We start from the raw sequence: 23,688 nt of genomic DNA, 5'->3' as shown, positions 1-23,688 counted from the left end.
GGGTCTAGGATGGATGAACAAGCGCAATCAAATAACAAACTGACTCTAAAGCTCGTTGCTGCTGTATTAGTTATGTTTGGCTTTGGGTTTGCCCTCGTGCCTCTTTACGACATCATGTGTGACACTTTAGGGATTAATGGTAAGACCAATAGTCAAGCGTCTTTGCAGCCTCAAGGCATGATGCCAGACACATCACGGTTAGTGAGAGTTGAATTTATGGCTCATCTCAACAAAGGAATTCCTTGGGTGTTTGAGCCACAACAGCAATATTTGGATGTGCATCCTGGTCAAGTCATCCAGACGGCATTTACCGCCAAAAACCAATCATCGGCGGCGATCGTCGGTCAAGCGGTGCCTTCCATTGCACCTGGAATCGCTGCTTCGTACTTTAACAAAATCGAGTGCTTTTGCTTTAACCATCAACCTCTTGATAGTTTAGCTACCGCAGAGATGCCGCTTATTTTTTACATTGAGCCAGACATACCAGACTCGATAAACACATTAACGTTGTCGTACACCCTCTATGATATTACAGATAAGGTTCCTCAGCCTGCAGAACTGGCCAGAGTTGAACCGAGTGGCACTCTCATACAACAAGGAGCAAAGCCATGAGTTCAAAAAAACAATCCTATTATGTTCCAGCACAAAGTAGTTGGCCAATTGTTGGTGCTGTTTCCTTATTTCTTATTGCAGTAGGTGCCGGCTTGACCGTACAAAATATGGCTGAAGGTGGTGCGGGAAGTATTTTTGGTAAGCTGGTGCTGCTCTCTGGTTTCCTGTTTCTACTTTACATGTTTGCGGGTTGGTTTAGCAGTGTGATTACGGAGTCGATGACAGGCAAGTATTCTGATCAAATATCGCGTTCATTTAGACAAGGGATGAGCTGGTTTATCTTTTCTGAAGTAATGTTCTTCGGCGCATTTTTCGGCGCTCTGTTTTATGCCCGGATGGTCGCTGTGCCTTGGCTTGGAGGAGCAAGCAATAACGCTATGACTCATGAAGTGTTATGGCCAACATTCGAAGCACTCTGGCCCTTGACGACAACGCCAGATGGAACAGAAACTCAATCTATGGGTTGGCAAGGTATTCCTTTGGCGAACACGATTATTTTATTGCTTTCGTCGATTACTTTGCACATGGCTCATATTAGCTTGGAGCAGAACAAACGTATGGCGTTGATTGTCTGGCTTGAACTGACTATCGTGCTTGCTGGCTTTTTCCTTTACTTCCAAGGTGTTGAGTATGCTCATGCTTACCATGAATTAGATCTCACCCTACAGTCAGGGGTTTATGGGAATACCTTTTTCTTATTAACAGGCTTTCATGGCATGCACGTCTTTTTGGGTACGACGATTCTTATCGTATTGCTTGCTCGCATCGCGAAGGATCACTTCACGCCCAAAGACCACTTTGCATTTCAAGCTGGAAGCTGGTACTGGCACTTTGTTGATGTGGTTTGGTTGAGTCTGTTTATTTTTGTCTATGTGCTTTAACCGCGACTAGTAGGGCCGTGAATTTGGCTCTATTAGGCCAGAGAGTAGAGCCGCTATTAATAGTACGACGGCAAGAGCCGAAAGAAATACTCGTCTACCGAGGTAGTGGCTCATAGGTTTATCTCCGTCTGAGTGTTCTTGGTCGTCTGATTGAGGTCCTTTTACCATTTCAAACATCGCTTTCGCGAGATTTATGATGACAAAGAGTAGTAGCAGTACTAATAACGATTTAAAAATGAATACCATGAAGTTTTCCTTACCAATGCCGCTGAAAAGATATTCTATGTGGGTTGTATTGCTATTAACTTTGGCCGTGTTTTGCATTTTGGTCAACCTAGGTTTTTGGCAGTTATCGAGATCAGAACAAAAAGCGGCTATCGAGCAGTTGTTGCAAGTAAGGGAGCAGGCCCCTGCCATAAAAATAGACGAGTTACACGCGGTAGAATTTGAGTATTTAACTGGGGCTAAAGTGAGCGCCGATTTAACGCCTTTAGAGGGAAGGTATTTATTACTCGACAATCAAGTTTTTCAGGGAAAAGTGGGTTACTTAGCTTATCAATTGATGACATCAAGAAGCGGATTGAAGGTATTTCTCGAAAGAGGATTTGTTCCGGCAAAAGCCCAGCGTGACCAATTACCTGATGTGGTCTGGATCAACGAACCCATCTATGTTGTTGCAAGATTGTATCAACGTTCTGTTAACCCCTTAAGTGACAGGCTCTATATGGAGACTGCAAGCCCCCATCGAGTTCAAAACCTAAACATTGAGCAGATTGGTCAGATTTGGGAAGAAAATATTGAGCCCTATGTCCTTCAGCCGATGAGTTCTGATTGGCCCTATCCTCAGCCTTGGCAACCTGTGCCTCTTAGCGCAAAGAAACATCTGGGGTATGCCGTTCAGTGGTTCAGTATGGCATCAGTATTACTCATTTTGGGCGGTTGGGTTGCATACAGATTATTGATAAGTAGGGAGAAAATATGATGAGTAAGGTCGTGCGAAGTCGGATAATTTTTGTAGCCTTGATTGCACTTTTTGTTTTACCCGCTCTGATTGCAAAAATCTTTCTCGTCAATAACTGGTACGAGTCGGGTGTTACAAACAAAGGTCAGCTGATTGAGCCAAGACAGAGTTATCAAGGTTTAGGCATCGTCAACCCATACGCAGGGCGACAATGGCAACTTGGATACTTAGTTCCTCCACAATGTAATGAATTTTGCCATCAGCAAATTTACTTACTTGGACAAAGCCACATAGCTCTTGGCAAATATCAAGCTCGCGTGACGCCTGTACTTTTAGTTTCTGATCTCAGTGACAGAACGGTGCTAGAGACAAATTCCTTTCAATCAATAGAAGTCAACGACGCTTTTCACCAGTTAGTGTCTGATTTTGAATTGGTGATCGTTGACCCTTTGGGCCAATTGGTCATGCGTTATCCTTTGGTTGAAAGCAAGGATGATTTAATCAACCAAAACAAAGATGTTTTGGCGGATTTAAGAAAACTACTGAAATTATCGAGAGTAGGCTAACTGGCGAGTTTTTTATTCTCATATTTATTCTGACAAATAAGCCCGATTTAGAGCGTGGAATCACAGGGAAGGAGTTTGGTTATGGGATTGACCAATTTAGTTCGTTTAGCTTTAGTCATAACGTTTATTGTTATTATGCTAGGAGCTTATACGCGATTGGCTGATGCTGGGCTAGGGTGCCCAGATTGGCCAGGGTGTTATGGGCATTTCACCGTACCAAATGAGCACCACGAAATAGCGCTTGCGAATGCTTTATATCCTGAGCTAACAATTGAGGCTAACAAGGCATGGCTAGAGATGATTCACCGCTATTTTGCCGGCAGTTTAGGTCTACTGGTATTGGTAATTGTGATTAAAGCGCTAAGACACGACGCAGTACCAAATCGTTTGCCAATTGCGTTGTCAGTTGTGGTGGTATTTCAAGCCTTACTTGGTATGTGGACAGTGACGATGAAGCTAATGCCTATTGTGGTTATGGGGCATCTTCTTGGTGGTTTTACACTGTTTTGTTTACTGGCGCTTATCCATTGGCAATTAAGTGCTAAAGTCGAGCTTTTCTCGGAAGCAAGAGGTATAAAGTGGCTGGCTTCAGCTGCATTATGTTTGGTTGTCATTCAAATTGCTCTCGGAGGATGGACATCTTCAAACTATGCCGCCTTGATGTGCACGGATCTGCCAATCTGCGATGGGAATTGGCGGACACATCTCGATTTTGAAGGTGCCTTTACGCTTATTCAACCAGAGCAGCCAAGCTATGAATATGGCACGCTCGATTATGGGGCTCGTATGACAATTCATGTTACCCATAGGTTGGGTGCAGTACTTCTAACCTTGGTGTCTGTGTGTTTAATTACGTCTTTATTGCTGACAAAAATGGCCAGTTTGAAACGGTCTGCGTTGAGAGTCTCTATTTTATTAGCGTTGCAGATAGGACTGGGAGTCACCAACGTTGTATTTGGCTTGCCACTATTTGTCGCCGTCGCACACAACTTGGTTGCTGCATTATTACTGATTTCTATTTTATATGTTAATTACCAGTTGTGGCAGAAAGACGTTACCGATGATCTTAAAGTTCCTAATCTGCTTGGTAAGGAGAGTGAGTCATGAACAATTCCATCAGTCGTGTATCTTATCCAGACCGCTCGTTGTGGCGTGTTTATTTAACGCTGACTAAACCTAAAGTCGTGGCGTTGATGCTGCTCACTGCTCTAGTGGGTATGTGTTTAGCGGTACCAAACACATTGCCAATAAGAGAAGCCGTATTGGGCTTGATCGGAATTGCTTTTATGGCTGGGTCCGCTGCGGCATTTAACCATTTAATTGATCGACGAATTGATGCCATTATGGCTCGAACTTATCGACGTCCATTACCGTCTGGAGAGTTGAATACCCGCAGTGTATTAACCTTTGCGAGTGGTTTAGGGGCCGCTGGATTTTTAGTGTTATATGTGGGGGTGAATACTCTCACTGCTTGGCTGACTTTCGCCAGTCTGCTTGGTTACGCTGTGATATACACCATGTATCTCAAGCGAGAAACGCCACAAAATATTGTGATTGCAGGGATGGCGGGTGCTATGCCACCTTTGCTTGGTTGGACGGCTGTGACCGGTGAATTGCACGCCAATGCATGGCTTTTAGTTATGATCATTTTTATATGGACGCCGCCACACTTCTGGGCGTTGGCCATTCATCGTAAAGACGATTATGCCAAAGCAGATATCCCTATGCTGCCAGTCACTCATGGGGATGACTATACCAAAACCTCGATTTTGCTCTATACCATTTTACTATTTGTGGTTTGTTTGATGCCTGTTTTAGTGGGTATGGCAGGTGTTTTCTATTTGCTTTGTGCCACTATTTTATCGGTTTTGTTCATTTATCATGCTTGGAAGCTAAAGTATGAAACTTCAGCCACACAAGCTATGGCAACGTTTAAATTTTCTATATGGCACTTAATGCTTTTATTCTCAGCGTTGCTAGCTGAGCACTATTTTGTCTAACTTGAGCCATTTTAACAATGGACTAGCGGGCTTTTTGGTGTTTGAGAGTGCGGTACTCAAGCTTTCTAAATAAAGCGGAGAGTACCGCGCAAAACATCAGATAGACAGCGCCCACAATGAGCCATATTTCAAAGATCAGTCCTGAAGAATTCGCGACCTCAGTACCAACAAATGTCATCTCTTGAATCGAAATAAGAGAAACAATAGACGTATCTTTCACTAAGGAAATTGCTTGTCCGGCCAATGCAGGGGTAATGGTTGCGAGCACTTGCGGCGCTATGATAAACCGGTATTTGACCCATGTTGATAGTCCCAGCGCATCGGCAGCTTCCCATTGTCCTTTGGGTATGCTTGCGAGTCCGGATCGAACGATTTCAGCAATATAGGCTGAAGACAAAATGCTGATGCATAAAACACCAGAGAGCAAATTTTCCCATAATGGTTTGGGGCCAAATAGTAATCTCTGCCAATAGTGAGCGTTTTCTGGTGAATTACGCAGGATGTCATCTAAACCCAAGTTTGGGATCAGTTGATTAGAAATAAAAAAATAAAATATAAATACAAAGACAAGAGGTGGAATATTGCGAATGAGTAAGATGTATATATTGGCGGTCGAGCGCAGTACATAAATGGATGAGTGCCTAGAGATACCGACTAATACACCGACAGGAATCGCGAACAATATCCCCCATAAGCTGAGCCTCAGTGTCGCAATCACACCTTGAAAGAAATAGGGTAAGCTGCCATCAGATTGGGGGGTGAATATAAGCGTTAAGGCTTCTTCCCAGCGCCAGGTGTAGTGGACGCCAACAGAAGAACTGTGATAAAGCCAAACTCCCGCTACAGCAATAAGCATTAAAAGTGCTAGGTCGAGCTTATTGAGCTTTAGGTAAGACTTAGCTTTAGGTTCGGATCTTAGGGTTTTGGTGGTATCCACTTAACATCTCATCCTCGTTCTATATTAGGTATTCAACGACTTGATGCAGTGTCAATTCGTCACTTGTTGCTGCCAGTCTAATGTTGAGAACCAGTATTCATAACGTTGCTCAAGCCAACCGTCTTCAATTCTGTCATTGATCCAATGATCAAAGAAAGCTTGCTTGTCTGTCTCGCCTAAGCGAACAGCAAATGCTTCATTTCCTTTGGATAAACGTTCGCTAAAGGGAATAAATAAGGTGTTGGCGTGTTTAACTACTTCATGCTCTGGCTTGGGACTCGATGCAATGACAGCATGAGCATTACCGTTGAGCACTTCCTGAAACGCCTGAGCATCGTCATCAAATTGAAGAATTTTCGCTTTTGGAAAAGCCTCTCGGGCAACTTGAACAGTATATGCGCCCCTTCGTGCCGCAATTTTAATGCGTCGTGAATTAAAGTCACTGATTTTCGACAAGCCTGAAGCGAGGTGTTTGTTTGCCGCGACTTGTACTCCAGAATGCGAGTAGGGGGCGGTAAACAGTACGCTTTTGGAACGCTCGTCGGTAACACTCATTCCACCAATGATGACATCAAACTTTTTAGCCAAAAGAGCGGGGATAATGCCATCCCAAGCGGTAGGAACAAATTCAATTTTCCAGCCGGAGTCAGCCGCTAAACGTTTGGCAACATCGATTTCAAACCCGATTAAATCTCCCTGCTTGTTGCGCATTGCCCAAGGTACAAATGTTGACATACCGACACGCAGAGTGCCCCTTTGGTTAATTTCATCTAAGTTTGGCGTATCGCTTGCTTGGGTATACGAAGCCGTCAAAGCACATATCGCGGCCAGTGTTAACCACACAGTATGCAGAGAAAGTTTGTGATGTATAAACATGTTCATTTTTTTCCTACCTTGATGTCTGCCAGCTAGCGCTTAGCCTGTATTCCAACCAGACAGAAATACCCGATAATGAGAGCGTAAGCGCCAAATATATTGCTGCGACGGTAAACCAAATCTCAAACGGCATCGCCGTTTCAGAAACAATGTTTCGCCCTTCTGTGGTCAAATCGAAGATCGCCATGACGCTCACTATCGATGAGTTTTTCACCAAAGATACTACCTCATTGGTCAAAGGGGGCAAGGTGCGTTGCAGCAATTGTGGAAAAATCACTTTGTAATAGGTCACAAAAGTGCCCAAGCCAAGAGAAAAGGACGCTTCAAATTGACCTCTTGGTATACTATTCAAACCACCACGAAAAATTTCAGCCGTATAGGCACCTTGGAAAATAGACAGCGCAAGAATTGCAGTGGTCATTCGGTCTAATCCCAATACCGGTCCAAAGACAAAGTAGAGCAGGTAGATTTGTACCAGAAGTGGCGTATTGCGAATAAATTCAATATAGAGGGTTGCGAGTGTTCTGCCGACGATGGAATCTGAAAGTCTTAGCAATGCTGTGGCGATGCCAATCAATAAAGTGAAGAATAGGCTGATTAGCGAAATTTTTATGGTGACGAAGAGACCGTCGAGCAGCTCGGCAGGCCACCATTGCTCTTGCTCATAAAATAGTATGAAATCAGGAACTCGGTGCCATTGCCATTGATAATTCATTGCTTTTGCGCCTGAGTCTAGCACCCAGCCTAAGATAAGCATCAAGGCAAGAATTTGTACAATGGCAGAGAGAATGGGTTTAAACGCTTTTAGTATCATTGGTAACTTAGCAGCTGCTCAAGGAAATGCTGAGTTTTTGGATGCTGGGGGTTGGTCAATAACTGCTCTGGAGGTGCAATTTCAACCACTTTACCCTTATCCATGAATACTATTCGATCGGCAATTTTTCGAGCAAAATCGATTTCATGAGTAACACAGACCATAGTTATGTCAGATTTTGCAATGTCTGTCATCACCTTCATCACCTCTTGTGTGGTGTCGGTGGAGGTCGGCTCATCGAATAAGAGTAAATCAGGTTGCATACAGAGTGAGCGGGCGATCGCCACACGTTGTTGTTGTCCAGTAGAAAGTTGAGGTGGATATTTGTCTGCTTGATCGGCAATACCAACCTGATTGAGCACTCTCATAGCCGCTGCAATGGCATCTCGTCTAGACAGTTTCAATGCACGAATCGGGGCATGTATCAAATTATCAACAATACTGAGGTGTGGAAACAGGTGAAAGTGCTGGAACACCATAGCGACTTTTTCCGGTAGAGCTTTAGCAATCGGTTGACCAAAAACTTTTATCTCGCCGCGAGAAATGCTTTCAAGCCCATTTAACGCCCTCAAAAGAGTCGACTTGCCTGCTCCAGAGGGACCGCAAATGACCAAGGTTTCGCCTTTTTTTACCGACAGTCTAATATCGCAAAGAGCTTCAAGCTCACCGTATTGCTTACCCACATCTATGAATTCAATCGCATTCATGCAAAAACCAACTGTGCATATTGTTGTATTGGTACCTTACCAACATCATAGCGAAATTGTACCTAACCGTGAACGAAGTTGTCGGTAAAATATTGTGTTAATTCATATTTTTCCAAATGTAACCTTTAGTTTACGCGCTCTGTACAATTCAAAGACAGAAACTATATTGCATTTTATTAAAAAAAATGGTTGCAAGCTTCGTTTTTGATAGATAAGTTACACCAAAGCCCAAGAAAATAACTGAGTATTTAAGTGCATCATATTTGAAGTGCACGACTCTAGCTACAATAAATAGGAAGACGTAAGCAATGTTCCAGACTGATGATGTACGAATTAGTAAAGTTAAAGAATTATTACCACCAGTAGCGGTTTTAGAGAAATTTCCTGCTACAGAGACTGCGTCTTCTACAACCTTCCAATCTCGTCAAGATATCTCAAAAATTCTTAGCGGTGAAGATGATAGATTGCTTGTGATTGTTGGCCCATGTTCGATTCATGATCCTCAAGCGGCGATCGAATATGGAAAACGGTTAAAAGTATTGCGTGATGAACTCGGTGATAGACTTGAAGTGGTCATGCGAGTTTACTTTGAAAAACCTCGTACCACGGTGGGTTGGAAAGGGCTCATTAATGACCCTTACATGAATGATACTTTCAAAATCAATGATGGCTTGCGCATTGGACGCAAATTGCTGCTTGATTTGACGGATCTTGGCCTGCCAACCGCAAGCGAATTCCTTGATATGATCACGCCTCAGTACGTTGCAGACCTTATCAGCTGGGGCGCGATTGGCGCGCGCACAACCGAATCTCAAGTTCACCGTGAACTTGCATCTGGTCTTTCTTGTCCTGTTGGCTTTAAGAATGGTACCGATGGAAACATTAAAATTGCTTCTGATGCGATTCGAAGTGCAAGTGCGTCTCACCACTTCTTGTCAGTGACTAAGTATGGTCACTCTGCGATTGTCGAAACGGCTGGAAACTCGGATTGTCATATTATTCTGCGCGGCGGTAAAGAGCCTAACTATAGTGCAGAACATGTGAGCGAGATTAAGTCTCAGCTAGAGGCATCTGGTTTGCGTCAGAAAGTGATGATTGACTTTAGCCATGCGAATAGCTCTAAGCAGTACCAGCGTCAAATGGTGGTTGCTGAAGATGTGGCGGGCCAAATTGCATCTGGTGAAGATGCGATCTTCGGGGTGATGATTGAATCACACTTGGTTGAAGGTCGTCAGGATTTGGTTGATGGTAAAGCGGCAACCTACGGACAGTCAATCACTGATGCGTGCATTGGCTGGCAAGATACTGAAAAAGTACTTCGCCAACTTGCCGATGCGGTTGATGCTCGTCGCCAGCGCTAAGCGATAGAATTTTAAGACCATATAAAGGCAGGGTGATCTGCCTTTTTTATTGTCAGTACCTATCTTTCTAACCCGTTTATAGCATTCTATGGCGATATGGGTATTGTCTCGATATCTATAGCATCTTAGTCAGCGACATAGCTTTCGGTCAGGGTCAGTATTCTTCTTGTGGCAACACATTTATCCCCAAACCGTTTAATACCATCCGCTCTCATGCTGGCTGACATTTCACTGAGGTAACGTTGAAGGTTGTCTAGATTGTTGACGTAATATGCAGCAACTATTGTCGTCTTATCGCCTTCTTGCTCTGCATTTTCGTAAATATCCGCTTTAATAAACCCTTCGAAGTTGAGCATTTCTTGTATGTGTGGCCTTAGCCAAGCCATATATTGGTTAAAAATCTCATTGGCAATGGTAAGGTTGACTTCGTATAGGATCATTATTTATTCCTTTAAATTCTCGCTTGACAAATTTAGGCAATTATTGACTTTATCGTCCCCATAATCAAGTTGACTGATATATATAAATGATTGATTTTGTTATATTTTAATGTGATATTGGTATCATTATTGGATAATATACAGAGTAACCTTGCTCATTAGAAAAATGGAAACAGGGCAAAGAGCAATACGTTAAGAAGTCAGCAAGCATTTAGGCAGGGGATTGCAATCAGTTCCTAGAAAAGTGTCCCGAGTTTATTCACCCTAATAAAATTGGTTCGAACTAGCAGGCATCTGTGCCAGTATTTACTATTTATCGGCTTCTACCCAGAAGCCTTCGAGTAGTTTGATTTCTCTGTTAATACGGTCGTAAGTTTTTTCATAATCACCATTAAAAAATAGCTCTCGACCTGTCGATAGATCTAATACAGAGTGTTCGAATCCATCATCATTTATAGCTTCTTTCATAACGGTGCATATAATGTTTGCTCTTTCCTGCGTCATTTTGTCAGTAGAGTTGAAATGTAATTTTACTAATCTGGCTTGCCCATTTAGATTTACATGTAATTCTGGGTTACAAGTAATACTTGTTTGAGAAAAGTCGTAAAGTTCTCTCGGTGGTGTAAATGCGGTTATGGCTTTCCCTGATTGCCAGTCTTTAAATAAGTTTACAATGGATTCATATTTTATCTTTTTTGTTCCGGATTGGCGGTTGCATATAGTGTATAAATGAGAAATATGTCTTCCTCCCGTAAATAGGTGTTTTATAGAGTTGCGTAAAGGACCGTAGTAGTCATGAGCTGGGTTGTATTCTTTACGTGTAGAAATATTTCTAACTCTCGATTGTTTTGGTTTTCCAGTTGTCACGACGATTCTAGAAAATTCAGCTACACCCAATGTTGGCATTGGAAATCTCCTATTGATATGAAACTAAGTTCACTTATATTAGTTAACCATTAGCTATTTTACAATGTTGTCAATAGGTGTAAATTAGGTGCATCGAGTAGTAGTTGGCTCACAAGTCGATTCAATTGACAAAAATACATATCACGAACTTTGGTTCCCCAAATATAGCAATAAGAGCAATTAGGACTGATAATAGCTCCAGAAGCTAGCACAGAAATGTCCATTCGTAAGTGCATCCCACTCAATCAGTGTTCTTCTCAAAAATAGCGACTAAAAATGTCACTTCGAGCGTTTTGATAGTCAAAATAACTATTTGGCTGACTAATGTATAAAAATGCCTTGTTGGAGATTATAACTTACTGAAATTATTGATACCATTGACCTTATTTTTGTGTGAGTGAACTTAAATGCGGTATGAATCTTTCCCATATGCCCCCGAAGAAAGGCAAGAAACCACAAGAGAAAGAGCAGAGCGGCAACGTCAAGAGCGCAGAGCGGAATTAACTTACACCGCTAAGGATTATCAACGTTGGGCTGAAAATAGAGAACGTGTTCTTGCAGAGCGTGCCGCTGCACAACAGGCCTACGATCTTACTGAAAAAGAGTGGCATAAGGAGTTACAAGAGCAAGCGAAAGAATATCGGTGGGATACATCTAAACAGACCAATGTCAGCATTGCTGTTATGACAGTTGAAGAAGCAAACGAGTATTTAGATTTGCTCGTGAAAGACACTCACGGAGAACTTTCTACAGGCAAAGACTACACAGGCGTTAGTATGGGCTTAAAAGGAGCCTATGAAGTCGCCAAAGAGCTTGGTGGGTGGGGAGTAACGGCTAAAGCAGTCAATATCAATGGAGTAACAAATATTGTGGTTGAGAACTACAAACCTCGATATTTAGATCTCGGTATTCGCTGGCAGGAAGCGACACCTCAAATGCTAAAAATCGGCTACGCTCTGAACACCGTTAAAGGCAATATTAATTTTTTGAAAGGCAACATCTATGTAGAACTTGTGTTTAGTGGTGCAGTTAATGCCGTAGATTACATACTGCATGATGAAAAAACCTTGGGGGAAGTTGTCGGTCAATATTCTGCTGACGTGGCCAAGGGGGTTGTTGCAGGTGTCGTCGCTCAAGGTATTTTACTCGGCTCACGCGCGGCACTAGGATTGCTCTTTGGTTTTTCTTTACCAGTTGCCGTTGGGCTGGGCTTGTTTGCTTATTCCGCCTTCAAGATTGGTGGTTATATTTCAGACTTAGACGATGAATATAAGTTTACCGAACCAATGAAAGAAGCAGTAGAAGAGTTAATTGATTAATATGACAGACTTACTGAAGAAGCTTTCTGCTTTGCTATTCTTTATCGCCATAACGCTATGGTGCGCTTTTGGTGTTTATGACTTCAGCAATTTAGTAAAAAGCGTAGGTATTGAGCCCATCATTAAAGTATCGGGATACTTTAACAATACATCTTCATTTGTACTATTTGGCTTTTTTCTTCCTTGTATACCAATGGCACTACTCAATATATTTTTAAATGTACAACTACCAAAATTAACACTTAGATTAATGTTATTTGGAGCATTGGTTTTTGCTGTGTTAGGTCACTACTTTGACTCTATGCTAAGGCAAGAAATCAGAGGCAACAACTATGTCGAATGCCCAACAAAGAGAGAAGTGACTTTGAAATCCTCAAGTCGGACGTATGTTTTAGACTCTAGTCTGTGTGAATAGATTGTCATTCGTTTTCTTGTCGCACAACAACCTGCTAGCGTATGTAAACCTGTGCGCTAGCATTCAATAAGCGGTTTGCAATACTTCTAGTTATCCATTATTTACTACTATTTCACCATTTCCTAAATGACTTTTGTCCATTGACTTGCTAGGTTGACTTAGACTGGCACGAAGCTGCCCCATTCTGGGTTACATGTCGAAGTTTGAGCAAAGATCATCGGCTAGATATGATATAGAAAAGCTAATGATTGGCAAAAGGCAAGATCTAACCCCATCACATTTTACTCTGTGGAAGTATCATATTTAGAGTCTCTAATTTTTGACTACCCTTAAGAAGGATAGGAGGACATATGAAACTTATTACGTTTGCTAGTGCGTTGTTATACTCCGGTTTTTTATATGCAGAAGTAAAATTAGACCGAGATGCGGTTTCATTGAATGCTGTAGGAATAATTGTAAGCCCGTCACCTATAAGGTCAGCTCCCCCTCATGGTCTATTCAATCTCTTCGTGGGGAAAGAGATTGAAAGTACAGTGCTAAACGAACAGGTTAAAATCATTGGTAAAAAAACTTACGGCGGCTTTTCGGGGACTAACGTTTGGTATCAAGTTGAATCAGTCAATGATCTAGAAACATCAGACATAGGCCCACTTTGGATTTATGGAGGAGTCGAAGGGAAAAGCGATTCAATACAGGTAATAATAAAAGAAATTGTAGGGACTGATAATGGACATTAATCTTGGATTTACAGTTGTTCAGATATCGGATGCTCAGCTAATTTCCCTATTCTGGGCATCTACGGTCACTCTCTCATTTAATTTCGCATATTACTTGTTTATAAAGGATCGAGGTAGTAATGCCGTTTCCCGAGAAAGAGTTTGGGCCACAGTTCTAATTGGTACACTTATTGTCATTGGAACATATGCCGACGTTTTGGCGGCAAAGCCGTTTGCTATGAAGGATTGTTTGCTATTAGCTCTAGTAGCTGCTCACGGTTGGATGGCTGAAGATATGGTGGACCGATTTATGAAGAGAGCCAGTAAACCTTAGTCTGAAGTGATGGATGCTAAGCACACATACAATCTGTTTAAGAGTGATTCACAACGCTTGGCATTTTGTCTATGTGTTGCGTTTTGTGTTTAAGGTGGTGCGCGGGGCTGCGGTATTGCGTTGTACACTGATGTCTTTGGCTTTGAAACTGGGTTTCCAACAAGAAGCGAGGCTGAGAAAAGTCCGTTACTACGATGGTGAGTACTATGACTCGGTAAAATATGGATTATTGCGCTCAGAATGGTCAGAGCGTAATTAAAAGCTCCCAATCAGTTAACAAGCTGAACAGTTGACAGAAAACGATCCTACGAAAATGCCCCCCTTCTTTTTAATCGGGTCATTTTTTATGCTGTCTAACTGGCTAATTGATAAAGAATTACTTACCACTCCTGAAGCGTTGTCCATCTTCCAAAAAGAGCTGCCGTTAGAGTGGATTGAGCAGGCACTGGAGCAAACCAACAAAGTAAGTATAAGAAGGAGAAAACTTCCAGCTGAACTGGTAGTTTGGCTGATCGTTGGAATTGGTCTCTATCGAAATCGCTCTATCTCTGAGTGGCTTGCAATGAGTCCAAAAATTTTTTTCTACTGGCGCGTGCAATGGCCTGAAAATGGCCCCCCTAGAGAGCCAATTTGATGCCTTATTTTGTCTATTTCTCATGGTTTTAAGTGGTTGTTTTATCTGGCTTTGTTTTGCTTGAGAAGTTTCTCGTAAATGATAGTCTTCAATTCAAGGTATTAAAGAGGCTGGAAAATGAAAGAAACCGATCAATCTTATTCTCACATGGATTTTGCCAACCAAGATTTTAGTGGATACACTTTTTCTAACTGCAAGTTCTATGGTTGTAGCTTTAAGCGCGCTAATCTACGAGATGCTCAGTTCGTAGACTGTAACTTTATTGAACAAGGAGAGTTAGAAGGGTGCGATTTCTCATACTCCGATCTTAGAGATGCGTCATTCAAGGAATGTAAGCTTGCTATGTCGTGTTTTATTGGGGCAAATTGTTTCGGTCTTGAACTGAGGGGATGTGATCTAAAAGGAGCTAATTTTTCTCAAGCTAGCTTCGTGAATCAAGTATCTCATAACATGTACTTTTGCTCTGCGTACATCACAGGCTGCAATCTATCCTATGTGAACTTTGAGAAACAGATCCTAGAAAAGTGTGATTTATTCGAAAACCGCTGGATTGGTGCAAACTTAAGAGGTACTTCATTTAAAGGATCGGACCTCAGTCGAGGTGTATTCTCGGAAGACTGTTGGGAGCAGTTTGGAGTGCAAGGCTGCGACCTTAGTCACTCTGAATTATATGGACTAAATCCAAGAAAAGTAGATCTCACAGGTGTGAAAATATGTAATTGGCAACAAGAGCAGTTACTAGAACAATTAGGACTGATAATAGTTCCAGATTAAGCGAAGAATTTGAACACGGACATATATATCATTTAAGCAGATTAACAACGCTTGGCGGTTTTGGTTTGAATCGGATTCTGGTGTCTGCCGCACAATGGGTTAGATTGGACCGTAGCGCTGTTTCCCCCTTAATGCAGTATTAAACCATGTAAATTGTTACCCGACATTCACCAATTAGCGATAAAATCGCGAGCACAGAAATGTCCAAACCTCTTTCACATCCACTGAATCGAGATGGTGAATTTAGACGGTACCCAGAAATAAACAAAAGCTCCCAATCGAGAGCTTTTGTGGGGTGGATGTCTGTGCTATTGCCTATCTTGATCAAAATCGCCATGGAAATGATCATGGTCAGACGTGCTTTCTGCCGCTTTGAGTTTCTCGCCAATACGCAGTTTTACCTTGGGTTGCGATGTGAGTGTGTTTGCCATTGCATTTGGCTTAGCTTCGTCCTCTTTATCAGGGAACAACTGCTCGCTTAACGCATAGTAGGTTGTGGTATACGCCATCGCTTGAGTATTTTTGTAAATCGCAGATTGGTTGATGTTATTCACATCATCACAGGCTTGGTGGTAGCACTTGTCGTAAGCCACATCGATTTCGCCGCCAAACTTCTCGACTTCTTCGGCGGTTTTTACTTTTTCAGCGCCCGTAAACAGGCCACCAAAAGCGATTCCCCAGTCAGCAAAGCCAGCGTAGTCTGAGCGTTTGGATAATGCCTGAGGTATGGTGGATTCTTCCTTGTCGGTAAAAAACTCATGAAAGATGGATTCGATATCGGAGGTACCATATGGGGGTTTGAAATCGCCCTTATAGGCATTATCTGGACTGTCTTTGGTATCGGATAAGTCACCATCCATCACACCATAAATGTAGTTGGGAGAGCCAATCATATCGAAGTTTAGATACATCTTAACTCGGTTGATATGAGTGTATCTTGCTTCCACCAACTCCACTTGATCCGGCGTTAATTCACTGGGGTCTTTCAGTCCTAGCTCATCGAGGATTTGTTGTTGGGCCTTATTGTAAATCGGGGCAAATAAGTTCTCAGTGTAATACTCAGAGCCAACAAGTCCTGCCTCTTCGGCTGCCCACCAAGCAAAGCGAACTTTGTTTTTCACTGGTACTTCAAGTTCCGATAACGTGATGGCGTATTCAAGTAGACCTGAGCTGCCTGAACCATTGTCGTTGATTCCTGGCCCTTCAGGGACGGAGTCAAGGTGCGCGCCAAGCATCACGATTTGCTCTGGGTTACCAATTGGAGTCTCGGCAAGAATATTTTGTGTTACGACATCTTCATCTTTGGTATTGACGGTCAGACTTGCTGCGACTTGACCAGACTGAGTTTTATTGTACCAATCTTGTCCTAGTGCAAAGCGAGCCCCGAGTACGGGTATTGTGACTTGAGTTGTGCTGCCTAAGGTTCCGCTGACAACGGATTTTCTTCCTTCGTCATTACCTTGGTTAAAGACGATCACCGCTTTTGCGCCTGCACTTTGGGCATTAAAGGCCTTGGTATCAAATGCACATCCACCACGCTGAATGACGGCGACTTTGCCAGTGAGATCCTTACCGGAAAAATCGTCTGTTTCACAGCCATCAGTACTATCGTAATCTGGAGCATCAAACCTAAAATCAGGGGTGACAAAGGCGAGCATGCCATCGAGCTGGCCATTTGAATTTCCTGAATACGACATCAATGCAAAATCAGGCTCAATGCCATCGGGGGCGTCTTTGACACTGATAAGATCGGTTCCATCCACTTTCGCTTTCGAGCCAGCGAGTTCTTGCCAAGTTCTAAAGTCAAACTCTTGAGTCGTGACAATGAAACCACGCTCTTTTAAGGTTGCAATAATAAACTCCGTTGAGTTTTGATAACCTTGAGTGCCTGCGGCTCTGGTAATGGACTTACCATCTGTGGTTTTAGAGGCTAAGCCTTCGAGTGTGACGAGATGACCGATTAGCCGCTCTCTGTCTACTTTATCACTGACGTAATTAGCACCTCGACGTGGATCATCCCAGAAACATCCTGTGAGTAGTGTACTGCTGATGAGGGTGGCGAGAATGGATCGTTGTGTTGTTTTGCTTACCTGCATTTTTGACTCCTTATTGAACAACCGGTTCTATCTTTAATCAAAAAACTAGGTGGTAATAATCATACTTGTTGCAAATTTTTATGAATATGAATGCATGTCAAGGAATGACAATGAGAACAATGAAATCGAGGTAAGGGGGTGATCGTTTTCCACGTGTCGTCTCACAAGTTACTATTGAGCTATAGCGGGTTAGTTAATGATTGATTTGTTTTTTGAGTACTCGAATAGACTTAGAATGTAAAGTGGCACTTAGACCCTGGCAGGATAAAACATGGATAGAATCTAAGCGGCGTTGATTTTGGTGATGGAGTTACTGGATTTTGCTGAGCTCGATGACAGTATGCCCAGTTGCAAGTTTGTTTGTCTGGACCATTTTCAATCCAGATTGTGAAAACAGAGTTTCTAGACTGCTTAAGCTTCGCTGATAGGTACCATCTTCACATATCACAGATTGAAACAGCGCGTTGAAAAGGAGCCTTGGTGATGACTCTTCACGCTCGACTAAAGGCTCTATGATCAATAAGCGGCCATTTTCTAGGGATTGGGCAATGTTATTAAGAATCTCGCCACATGATGGCTCATTCCAGTTGTGCAATACGTTCTTTAGTAGGTAGATGTCATAACCTTCTGGAATGTGCTTAAAAAAATCGCCACTGTAAGTTTGGATACGCGTTTTTAGTTCTGCGGGGATGGATTTAGCGCTGCGTTGGCACACGTCCTCCCTGTCGAAAATACAGGCTGTAAGATGTTGATATTGTTTTACTAGCTCGGTAGAGATCACGCCACTTCCACCTCCGATATCAATCACACTTTTCGCTTGATTGAATACCTCAGGAAATGTTCTTGCGAGCAGAGTACCAACGGGGCGTGAGAAATCACGCATGGCCAAATCATAAACCGAGGCTCTGTCGGGTGTGTTATCTAGGTATTGATATAAGGTTTGGTTATAGACATTTTTGAAGCCAGATTGGCCAGTTTGGCAGGTGTGGCGTAATCCTTCATAGCCACGATAATATTCTTCACCAAATAGCATACAGAAGTGGCGCATTGATTGTGGGTGATCGGAGGTAAGTAGGTCAGATCCGGTGTTATTTTCGATAACGTCGTTTGGGTTAATTGAGAAAAAACCAAACAGCTCAACAATTTTAAACATATTGAGGAGGATCGTTTTATCTGCGTTACATGCGTTTGCTATGGTCGCTATGTCTAAAGGCACTTCTTTTAGTAAATCGGCCACGCCTAATTCAGCAAGGGTAGAAAGGCTTTTTGCAGCGAGAGGCATCATCATTATCTCTGATAACTTTTTTGTAGACTCTACATTATTCATAATATCACTACTGTCTGTTAATTTATTAGGTAGAAAGCTAGCTTGTATTTCTTAATATTTAATTAAGATTCAATCCTATTGTTGAAAATTTTTCATACGAAGAAATATAATTAAAAATGAAATTTAAATTTCTTTTTGACATATAGAGTTAAAAACAGTGCTTTTGTCATATGTAAGTCAATTTTAAATTAGGATACTGTGTTGTTTTTATTGTTGTAATTGTAATCATTTGAATTTTATGAGTATTTTTCTTTTTAAAATAATTTTATAACCTATCAAATAGTTAGAATTGATTTCCTTAAATAAATCCTAAGTTTTCACCGCTAACTTTCTAATGAGTCGGAAAGAAAATAATATTACTTATATAAAATTGTAAATAAATTTTATGAGAGGTGAGTGTCATGATAAATGTTAGGCCTGTGTTTGAAACTATCTCAAATTATTCATCACTCACTCCGGAAAAAATTGCCGTTGTATATAAAAATGAAACATTGACATTTTCTGAGTTAGACGAGCGTTCAAATAATTTGGCTGCTTATTTGTGTGAAAACTACGATAATAAAAATTCAGGCAAAATAGCTATTTATTTGAAACCCGGCATAGATTTACCTGTGGTGATATTGGCTATTATGAAAGCAGGTTATAGTTATGTACCACTGTCTTCTTTTCAACCTGTTCAGCGTATCGCTCAGATAATTGACGACTCACAAGCATTTCTAGTCATCACTAATCGCTCATCATATAGCAAATCTAAGCTTCAGTTGGATCAATCAACAATATTAAATATCGACAGTATTACACTAAATACCGAGTTTGCTCCCAAGCAAAGGCCTGAGGTTGATGGTTCTGATTTGGCGTACACACTTTACACCTCGGGTTCGACTGGGCGGCCTAAAGGTGTTGAAGTTGAACACAGTAATTTGGCTTACTACGTCAATTGTTTTAATCACGACTTGTGGTCAAAAACGCAATCACTGTTACCTTTAACATCTTCACTTAGTTTTGCCGCTGCGGTTAGCCAACTATTTTCTCCTCTCGTGCGTGGAGATACGCTTCATATCCTTCCCGAAGGTTCGCTCAACAACCCGAAATTTTTGTTTGACTGGTTTGCATCTCACACAAACTCAGCGATTTACTGCGTGCCTACGATTTGGAAAGAACTGCTGGTGTATAAACAATCTGTCGATCCTCGAGTGAGTTTTCCTAATACGGTCTTTTTATCGGGTGAAGCGGTTGCAGAAGATCTCAAACAACGCACTTTTGCTGAAAATGAACACGTCAGACTCTTCAATCTTTATGGCCCAACAGAAACGGTGGCAAACTGTTCGTTTATTGAGCTTCAAAACGATGTTCCCGTCACTTTGGGTAAGGCAATAACAGGCAGTGAATTTTTCTTGCTCAATAATAATGGGGCTGAGGTGGGTGAGAATGAGGTTGGAGAGATTTGTATTGCAGGCCCTGGTGTCTCGCGAGGCTATACCAACCTTCCTGACCTGAGCGAAGAACGATTTTTTATCCATAAAGGACATAGGGCTCATCGTACCGGTGATTTAGGTCAATTTAACGCTGAGGGAGAGATGGTCTATCTTGGCCGCAAAGATCGTCAGGTCAAGGTAGGCGGTGTAAGAATTGAGCTAGGTGATATTGAGGTTTGCTTACGTAGGCATCCTAGCGTACAAGATGCGCTTGTGAACATGGCGGGTGATGGGCTAATAGCCTATCTTCTCACCAGCAAAAAACCGACCGCGTGGGATTTGAGAACGTATCTGAGCGACTACTTATCGCCTGTTATGATGCCCGCTCAGTTTGTTTATCTTGATCGCTTTCCTAAGTTACCCAACGGTAAGCTCGATATAAAACGTTTGCCCAAACCAGCCTCTGAACGGCCAGAACTTAAATACGAATATCGGGCACCGAGCAACGACCTCGAACAAGATCTGGTTGATATTTGGCAGGAGGTATTGGGTGTCAAAGGCGTCGGAGTGGATGATGATTTCTTCGATTTAGGCGGCAACTCATTACAAGCTATGCGAGTAAGAACTATGATTCGTCGACGCTTGTATAGCGACCTTGATTTTGATTTGTTAATGGGCAACTCGACGCCCAGTAAACTGGCGGCCATCATTCCTTACTATTTAACCGATGGTGTTGATGGTGAGCCTAGTTTGCAACACTTTACGAGTGGTGATGAAGATAAGTGGTGTGTGCTTTCGCCATCACAAGCTTATTTCGTTACTTTGTCACAAACCTGTGCAAATGCTCAAGCTTATCAGCCGGCATTCCATATCTTGCTTGAAGGGCAAGTGAGTGAAGAAGCGATCTTGTGGGCGCTTGATAGAGTCTTGGACAATAACCCAGTGCTGAGATCGCGCTTTGACCTAGATGACTTCACCTCAAAGCAGGGGGATTTCTCGGTGGATCAATTGACTATCCACTGTCGCAAATTGGCACATCTTGAAATGCGATTAACGGACTACAGCGAGCACGACTGGTTAGCTATGGCCGATATGCCTGCGTTAGATTTGGATACAACGCCGGCAATCAATGTGGCACTTATCACTAAGGATCAAACGCAATATGTTGTTTTGATTCGTGTTCACCATGCCGTGTTTGATCATGAATCGATAGGACTGTTTTTTAAGCAATTTACCGATGCTTATCAGGCCTATACGGTAGGAGATCTAGGCTTTTCTAGCCAATTAAAACATCATCTCAACTTAACGCAACATCGCGGAGTCATGATTGAGCAAAAAAGCCAAGTTCAATTTTGGTTATCTACTTTCGAAAGGTATTTACATCAAGGTGCTGATGCTTCTTGCTACTCAGTGCAGCTTCAGCCAAGTCCTGATGGATATCAAATTGAGTTATCCCAGACGTTTACTCAGCAAATAAAAGAGTTTGCTCGTAAGCACCATACCACAAGTTATGTTGTACTCTTAACACTGTTTAATTTGACGTTAAATAGAGAAACGCGCTACAAAAATGTCACGATTGGTCTGCCAATTTCAGGTCGTTCACTGCTGCAAAATGACGAGCAGATCGGGTGTTTTGTCAACATGGTGACATACTACCAGCCAGTGGATAAGGTTGATAATCTTCTCGCCTTACTCCAATCGAGTGGTAAAACGGTGTATTCACTTTTGGATAATCAGTCAGTGTCTTACCCATTACTTGTCGATGAGATGAGACGTAACGATTGGTTAGATAAGCTTCGTTTCCCGATTACATTTAACTACTTATCACCACTTCCCCATGCGGAAAATGTCGCCGGTTGTCAGTTGGCTGTTCAACATATTATTGAGCAGTTTGCTCGCTGCGATTTGACCCTTACAGTCGATGATGGCGATGCGTTTCGATTAAGTTTTGATTTTGAGCGTACTGCTTTTACCAAACAACAAGTCATGCTGTTTGCCGAGCAGTATCTGTCCATGATTTCGGACACCATATTGCTATGATTTTGAGTATTTTTCTAGTTAGAACAACGTCACTCAACTGTGGGAGTTTGCATAGATGTCGAGATTAGTTCACGTCCAGTTTTCCAAACAATGCGCTTTAACGCCAGACAACATTGCCTTGCGCAGTTTGAGCGAAAATATCACTTACCGCGAGCTTGAATTACGTGTCAATACTATTGCCCATCAATTGCTTTCTCTTGGTGTTGGCTCTGGTGATGTGATTGGTGTCTATATGGATAGGAACAATCATCTGGTTGCGACTCTATTGGCAATAATGAACGTAGGCGCATGCTACTTGCCATTGGACCCATATTATCCTCATAACCGCTTGGCTTACATGGTCGAGCATTCAGACACTAAACTTGTGGTCACCAACAGAGCCAATGAAATGGATTGGTTGCCAGTTGATTGCGCATGGATGGATATTCTGGGCGTCGACTTGTCCAACGTGGTGTCGCCTATTTTGCCCGATGTTGATGAGCAGCAGCTTTGCTACATCATGTATACATCAGGCTCTACGGGGACACCCAAAGGTGTGATGGTAAAGCACAGCACGGTTGTTAACTATCTCAACTGGATGCAAGATGCCTTTCAGCTGGGTGAAGATGGCCGAGTCTTAAGCCAAACCACCTATAGCTTTGATATATCGGTGTGGGAAATGTTTTGGCCGCTGACGACAGGTGCCAGTACAGCGCTTATCTGTGAGGAGGCTAAGTATGATCCTGTGTTACTGGCTGAGTTTATTTTGCAGCATCAAGTCACGGTCGCTCAGTTTGTACCCACGGCCCTGAGAATTATTGTCGATGCGAGCGTTTTAAGTCAGTGCCGCTCTTTAGAACATATATTTTCGGGTGGCGAAGCTCTCCCACAATGTTTGGTTGATGATCTTTCTGCACAGTTTAGTGGCCACATTCACAATCTATATGGTCCGACTGAAGCGACCATTTTCGCGTGTCATTGGCAGTGTCAAGCTAATGCGAAAGACGCCATCGTTCCGATTGGCTATCCGATCCCTCATGCGGACGTCATTGTATTGGATAAAAGCTTGGAACTTGTTGAACAAGGCGGTTGTGGAGAGCTTTACTTGGCAGGAGACATATTGGCATTAGGTTACTTAAAACGTGACGATCTCACTGCCGAACGTTTCTTGGACGACCCTTATAGCTTAGATGGCAAAGCCAAAATGTACCGTACTGGCGATCTTGTTAGTGTCAGAGAGGATGGCGCATTGCTCTTTCATGGCAGAGTAGACACGCAAGTCAAGCTACGTGGTCATCGTATTGAGTTGGCAGAGATTGAAGCTCAGCTTCAGGCACTCTCTTATGTTTCAAATGCTGCTGTTATTGTCGATGGCAGTGATGACGGCAAAAATCAGTATCTCACGGCATTTTATGTGCCTTATCAGTATCAAGAGACCGATATACAAGCTATCAAGCGAGAAATGGCTAAGGTATTGCCTTACTACATGCAACCTTCGCGCTACTACGCTGTAGATAGTTTACCCACTCTTCCTAATGGAAAAGTCTGCAAATCCGCACTCAGTGCTCAGTAACTAGG

Annotated in this window: 23 protein-coding genes and 2 pseudogenes; 16 read left to right on the top strand and 9 right to left on the bottom strand. The window is 42.5% G+C overall.

What is annotated here, in order from left to right; translation table 11 throughout:
- Positions 1-9: 9 nt before the first annotated feature.
- Together QQK21_RS13320 and QQK21_RS13315 are read left to right on the top strand one after the other, a co-directional pair.
- The gene (locus tag QQK21_RS13320) at positions 10-612 is read left to right on the top strand and encodes a cytochrome c oxidase assembly protein (protein ID WP_284192681.1); all 603 of its coding nucleotides are present in this window, start codon (positions 10-12) and stop codon (positions 610-612) included.
- Positions 609-1,493: a cytochrome c oxidase subunit 3 gene (locus QQK21_RS13315; RefSeq protein ID WP_284192680.1), complete on the top strand. Its 885-nt coding sequence runs from the start codon at positions 609-611 to the stop codon at positions 1,491-1,493. Before QQK21_RS13320 ends, QQK21_RS13315 begins: the two co-directional genes overlap by 4 nt.
- A 6-nt stretch (positions 1,494-1,499) precedes the next feature.
- Here the strand turns inward: QQK21_RS13315 and QQK21_RS13310 are convergent, their stop codons facing one another.
- A complete protein-coding gene (locus QQK21_RS13310; protein ID WP_284192679.1) occupies positions 1,500-1,739 on the bottom strand; it encodes a DUF2909 domain-containing protein in 240 nt (79 codons plus the stop codon).
- Between QQK21_RS13310 and QQK21_RS13305 the strand changes: the two genes are divergently transcribed.
- From QQK21_RS13305 to cyoE, 4 genes are all read left to right on the top strand, one after another.
- Positions 1,738-2,475: an SURF1 family protein gene (locus tag QQK21_RS13305; RefSeq protein WP_348541504.1), complete on the top strand. Its 738-nt coding sequence runs from the start codon at positions 1,738-1,740 to the stop codon at positions 2,473-2,475. The two genes, QQK21_RS13310 and QQK21_RS13305, sit on opposite strands and share 2 nt — an antisense overlap.
- On the top strand, positions 2,472-3,020 hold the full coding sequence (locus QQK21_RS13300; protein WP_284192677.1) for a hypothetical protein: 549 nt from the start codon (positions 2,472-2,474) through the stop codon (positions 3,018-3,020). Before QQK21_RS13305 ends, QQK21_RS13300 begins: the two co-directional genes overlap by 4 nt.
- A gap of 81 nt (positions 3,021-3,101) precedes the next feature.
- Complete coding sequence (locus QQK21_RS13295; protein ID WP_284192676.1) at positions 3,102-4,127, top strand: COX15/CtaA family protein; 1,026 nt, start codon at positions 3,102-3,104, stop codon at positions 4,125-4,127.
- Positions 4,124-5,020 carry a heme o synthase gene (cyoE, locus tag QQK21_RS13290; RefSeq protein WP_284192675.1) on the top strand — a complete coding sequence of 299 codons (897 nt, stop codon included), beginning with the start codon at positions 4,124-4,126 and terminating at the stop codon, positions 5,018-5,020. Before QQK21_RS13295 ends, cyoE begins: the two co-directional genes overlap by 4 nt.
- Before the next feature lie 22 nt (positions 5,021-5,042).
- Here the strand turns inward: cyoE and QQK21_RS13285 are convergent, their stop codons facing one another.
- From QQK21_RS13285 to QQK21_RS13270, 4 genes are read right to left on the bottom strand one after another with little or no spacing between them, the layout of a single operon-like run.
- Complete coding sequence (locus QQK21_RS13285; protein ID WP_284192674.1) at positions 5,043-5,957, bottom strand: amino acid ABC transporter permease; 915 nt, start codon at positions 5,955-5,957, stop codon at positions 5,043-5,045.
- Positions 5,958-6,008: 51 nt separating this feature from the next.
- On the bottom strand, positions 6,009-6,839 hold the full coding sequence (locus QQK21_RS13280) for a transporter substrate-binding domain-containing protein (RefSeq protein ID WP_284192673.1): 831 nt from the start codon (positions 6,837-6,839) through the stop codon (positions 6,009-6,011).
- 7 nt (positions 6,840-6,846) lie between these two features.
- Positions 6,847-7,647, bottom strand: coding sequence for an amino acid ABC transporter permease (locus tag QQK21_RS13275; protein ID WP_284192672.1), 801 nt, complete (start codon positions 7,645-7,647; stop codon positions 6,847-6,849).
- Entirely contained in the window at positions 7,644-8,354 is a 711-nt protein-coding gene (locus QQK21_RS13270; protein WP_284192671.1) for an amino acid ABC transporter ATP-binding protein, read from the bottom strand. The genes QQK21_RS13275 and QQK21_RS13270 overlap by 4 nt, the downstream gene beginning before the upstream one ends.
- 308 nt (positions 8,355-8,662) lie before the next feature.
- Between QQK21_RS13270 and aroG the strand changes: the two genes are divergently transcribed.
- Positions 8,663-9,715, top strand: a complete 1,053-nt coding sequence (gene aroG, locus QQK21_RS13265; protein ID WP_284192670.1) for a 3-deoxy-7-phosphoheptulonate synthase AroG — start codon at positions 8,663-8,665, stop codon at positions 9,713-9,715.
- 125 nt (positions 9,716-9,840) lie between these two features.
- Here the strand turns inward: aroG and QQK21_RS13260 are convergent, their stop codons facing one another.
- Both QQK21_RS13260 and QQK21_RS13255 read right to left on the bottom strand, forming a co-directional pair.
- Positions 9,841-10,155 (bottom strand): DUF4286 family protein, encoded by a 315-nt coding sequence (locus QQK21_RS13260; RefSeq protein WP_284192669.1) that lies wholly within the window; start codon positions 10,153-10,155, stop codon positions 9,841-9,843.
- A gap of 309 nt (positions 10,156-10,464) precedes the next feature.
- Positions 10,465-11,061, bottom strand: coding sequence for a hypothetical protein (locus QQK21_RS13255; protein ID WP_284192668.1), 597 nt, complete (start codon positions 11,059-11,061; stop codon positions 10,465-10,467).
- A gap of 407 nt (positions 11,062-11,468) precedes the next feature.
- Between QQK21_RS13255 and QQK21_RS13250 the strand changes: the two genes are divergently transcribed.
- The 7 genes and pseudogenes from QQK21_RS13250 (at position 11,469) to QQK21_RS13215 (ending at position 15,253) form a co-directional block, all read left to right on the top strand.
- Positions 11,469-12,380: a hypothetical protein gene (locus QQK21_RS13250; RefSeq protein ID WP_284192667.1), complete on the top strand. Its 912-nt coding sequence runs from the start codon at positions 11,469-11,471 to the stop codon at positions 12,378-12,380.
- Between the two features lies 1 nt (position 12,381).
- Positions 12,382-12,795: a DUF1240 domain-containing protein gene (locus tag QQK21_RS13245; protein WP_284192666.1), complete on the top strand. Its 414-nt coding sequence runs from the start codon at positions 12,382-12,384 to the stop codon at positions 12,793-12,795.
- Between the two features lie 350 nt (positions 12,796-13,145).
- On the top strand, positions 13,146-13,532 hold the full coding sequence (locus QQK21_RS13240) for a hypothetical protein (protein ID WP_284192665.1): 387 nt from the start codon (positions 13,146-13,148) through the stop codon (positions 13,530-13,532).
- Positions 13,522-13,845, top strand: a complete 324-nt coding sequence (locus QQK21_RS13235; protein ID WP_284192664.1) for a hypothetical protein — start codon at positions 13,522-13,524, stop codon at positions 13,843-13,845. The genes QQK21_RS13240 and QQK21_RS13235 overlap by 11 nt, the downstream gene beginning before the upstream one ends.
- Before the next feature lie 127 nt (positions 13,846-13,972).
- Positions 13,973-14,104, top strand: a pseudogene (locus QQK21_RS13225) (GNAT family N-acetyltransferase); the annotation flags it as partial.
- Between the two features lie 87 nt (positions 14,105-14,191).
- Positions 14,192-14,398, top strand: a pseudogene (locus tag QQK21_RS13220) (transposase domain-containing protein); the annotation flags it as partial.
- Positions 14,399-14,596: 198 nt separating this feature from the next.
- Positions 14,597-15,253: a Qnr family pentapeptide repeat protein gene (locus QQK21_RS13215; protein ID WP_284192663.1), complete on the top strand. Its 657-nt coding sequence runs from the start codon at positions 14,597-14,599 to the stop codon at positions 15,251-15,253.
- Between the two features lie 308 nt (positions 15,254-15,561).
- Here QQK21_RS13215 and QQK21_RS13210 read toward each other — a convergent pair whose 3' ends face one another.
- Positions 15,562-17,349 (bottom strand): M28 family peptidase, encoded by a 1,788-nt coding sequence (locus tag QQK21_RS13210; RefSeq protein ID WP_284192662.1) that lies wholly within the window; start codon positions 17,347-17,349, stop codon positions 15,562-15,564.
- A 310-nt stretch (positions 17,350-17,659) separates the two neighbouring features.
- Positions 17,660-18,676 carry a methyltransferase gene (locus QQK21_RS13205; RefSeq protein WP_284192661.1) on the bottom strand — a complete coding sequence of 339 codons (1,017 nt, stop codon included), beginning with the start codon at positions 18,674-18,676 and terminating at the stop codon, positions 17,660-17,662.
- A gap of 401 nt (positions 18,677-19,077) precedes the next feature.
- Between QQK21_RS13205 and QQK21_RS13200 the strand changes: the two genes are divergently transcribed.
- A complete protein-coding gene (locus QQK21_RS13200) occupies positions 19,078-22,131 on the top strand; it encodes a non-ribosomal peptide synthetase (RefSeq protein WP_284192660.1) in 3,054 nt (1,017 codons plus the stop codon).
- Positions 22,132-22,186: 55 nt separating this feature from the next.
- Positions 22,187-23,683, top strand: a complete 1,497-nt coding sequence (locus tag QQK21_RS13195; protein WP_284192659.1) for an amino acid adenylation domain-containing protein — start codon at positions 22,187-22,189, stop codon at positions 23,681-23,683.
- Positions 23,684-23,688: the final 5 nt, after the last annotated feature.

The sequence above is a fragment of the Vibrio zhanjiangensis genome (genome assembly GCF_030161235.1).
Classification (GTDB): Bacteria; Pseudomonadota; Gammaproteobacteria; order Enterobacterales; family Vibrionaceae; genus Vibrio; species Vibrio zhanjiangensis.
This window is presented reverse-complemented; position numbering and strand designations above follow the sequence as displayed.

Coding starts and splice junctions, on each gene's coding strand:
- QQK21_RS13210 (WP_284192662.1), bottom strand. CDS start 17,349: ATGCAGGTAAGCAAAACAACACAACGATCCATTCTCGCCACCCTCATC.
- cyoE (WP_284192675.1), top strand. CDS start 4,124: ATGAACAATTCCATCAGTCGTGTATCTTATCCAGACCGCTCGTTGTGG.
- QQK21_RS13195 (WP_284192659.1), top strand. CDS start 22,187: ATGTCGAGATTAGTTCACGTCCAGTTTTCCAAACAATGCGCTTTAACG.
- aroG (WP_284192670.1), top strand. CDS start 8,663: ATGTTCCAGACTGATGATGTACGAATTAGTAAAGTTAAAGAATTATTA.
- QQK21_RS13270 (WP_284192671.1), bottom strand. CDS start 8,354: ATGAATGCGATTGAATTCATAGATGTGGGTAAGCAATACGGTGAGCTT.
- QQK21_RS13305 (WP_348541504.1), top strand. CDS start 1,738: ATGAAGTTTTCCTTACCAATGCCGCTGAAAAGATATTCTATGTGGGTT.
- QQK21_RS13280 (WP_284192673.1), bottom strand. CDS start 6,839: ATGAACATGTTTATACATCACAAACTTTCTCTGCATACTGTGTGGTTA.
- QQK21_RS13260 (WP_284192669.1), bottom strand. CDS start 10,155: ATGATCCTATACGAAGTCAACCTTACCATTGCCAATGAGATTTTTAAC.
- QQK21_RS13215 (WP_284192663.1), top strand. CDS start 14,597: ATGAAAGAAACCGATCAATCTTATTCTCACATGGATTTTGCCAACCAA.
- QQK21_RS13235 (WP_284192664.1), top strand. CDS start 13,522: ATGGACATTAATCTTGGATTTACAGTTGTTCAGATATCGGATGCTCAG.
- QQK21_RS13255 (WP_284192668.1), bottom strand. CDS start 11,061: ATGCCAACATTGGGTGTAGCTGAATTTTCTAGAATCGTCGTGACAACT.
- QQK21_RS13250 (WP_284192667.1), top strand. CDS start 11,469: ATGCGGTATGAATCTTTCCCATATGCCCCCGAAGAAAGGCAAGAAACC.
- QQK21_RS13310 (WP_284192679.1), bottom strand. CDS start 1,739: ATGGTATTCATTTTTAAATCGTTATTAGTACTGCTACTACTCTTTGTC.
- QQK21_RS13200 (WP_284192660.1), top strand. CDS start 19,078: ATGATAAATGTTAGGCCTGTGTTTGAAACTATCTCAAATTATTCATCA.
- QQK21_RS13240 (WP_284192665.1), top strand. CDS start 13,146: ATGAAACTTATTACGTTTGCTAGTGCGTTGTTATACTCCGGTTTTTTA.
- QQK21_RS13300 (WP_284192677.1), top strand. CDS start 2,472: ATGATGAGTAAGGTCGTGCGAAGTCGGATAATTTTTGTAGCCTTGATT.
- QQK21_RS13275 (WP_284192672.1), bottom strand. CDS start 7,647: ATGATACTAAAAGCGTTTAAACCCATTCTCTCTGCCATTGTACAAATT.
- QQK21_RS13320 (WP_284192681.1), top strand. CDS start 10: ATGGATGAACAAGCGCAATCAAATAACAAACTGACTCTAAAGCTCGTT.
- QQK21_RS13295 (WP_284192676.1), top strand. CDS start 3,102: ATGGGATTGACCAATTTAGTTCGTTTAGCTTTAGTCATAACGTTTATT.
- QQK21_RS13205 (WP_284192661.1), bottom strand. CDS start 18,676: ATGAATAATGTAGAGTCTACAAAAAAGTTATCAGAGATAATGATGATG.
- QQK21_RS13245 (WP_284192666.1), top strand. CDS start 12,382: ATGACAGACTTACTGAAGAAGCTTTCTGCTTTGCTATTCTTTATCGCC.
- QQK21_RS13315 (WP_284192680.1), top strand. CDS start 609: ATGAGTTCAAAAAAACAATCCTATTATGTTCCAGCACAAAGTAGTTGG.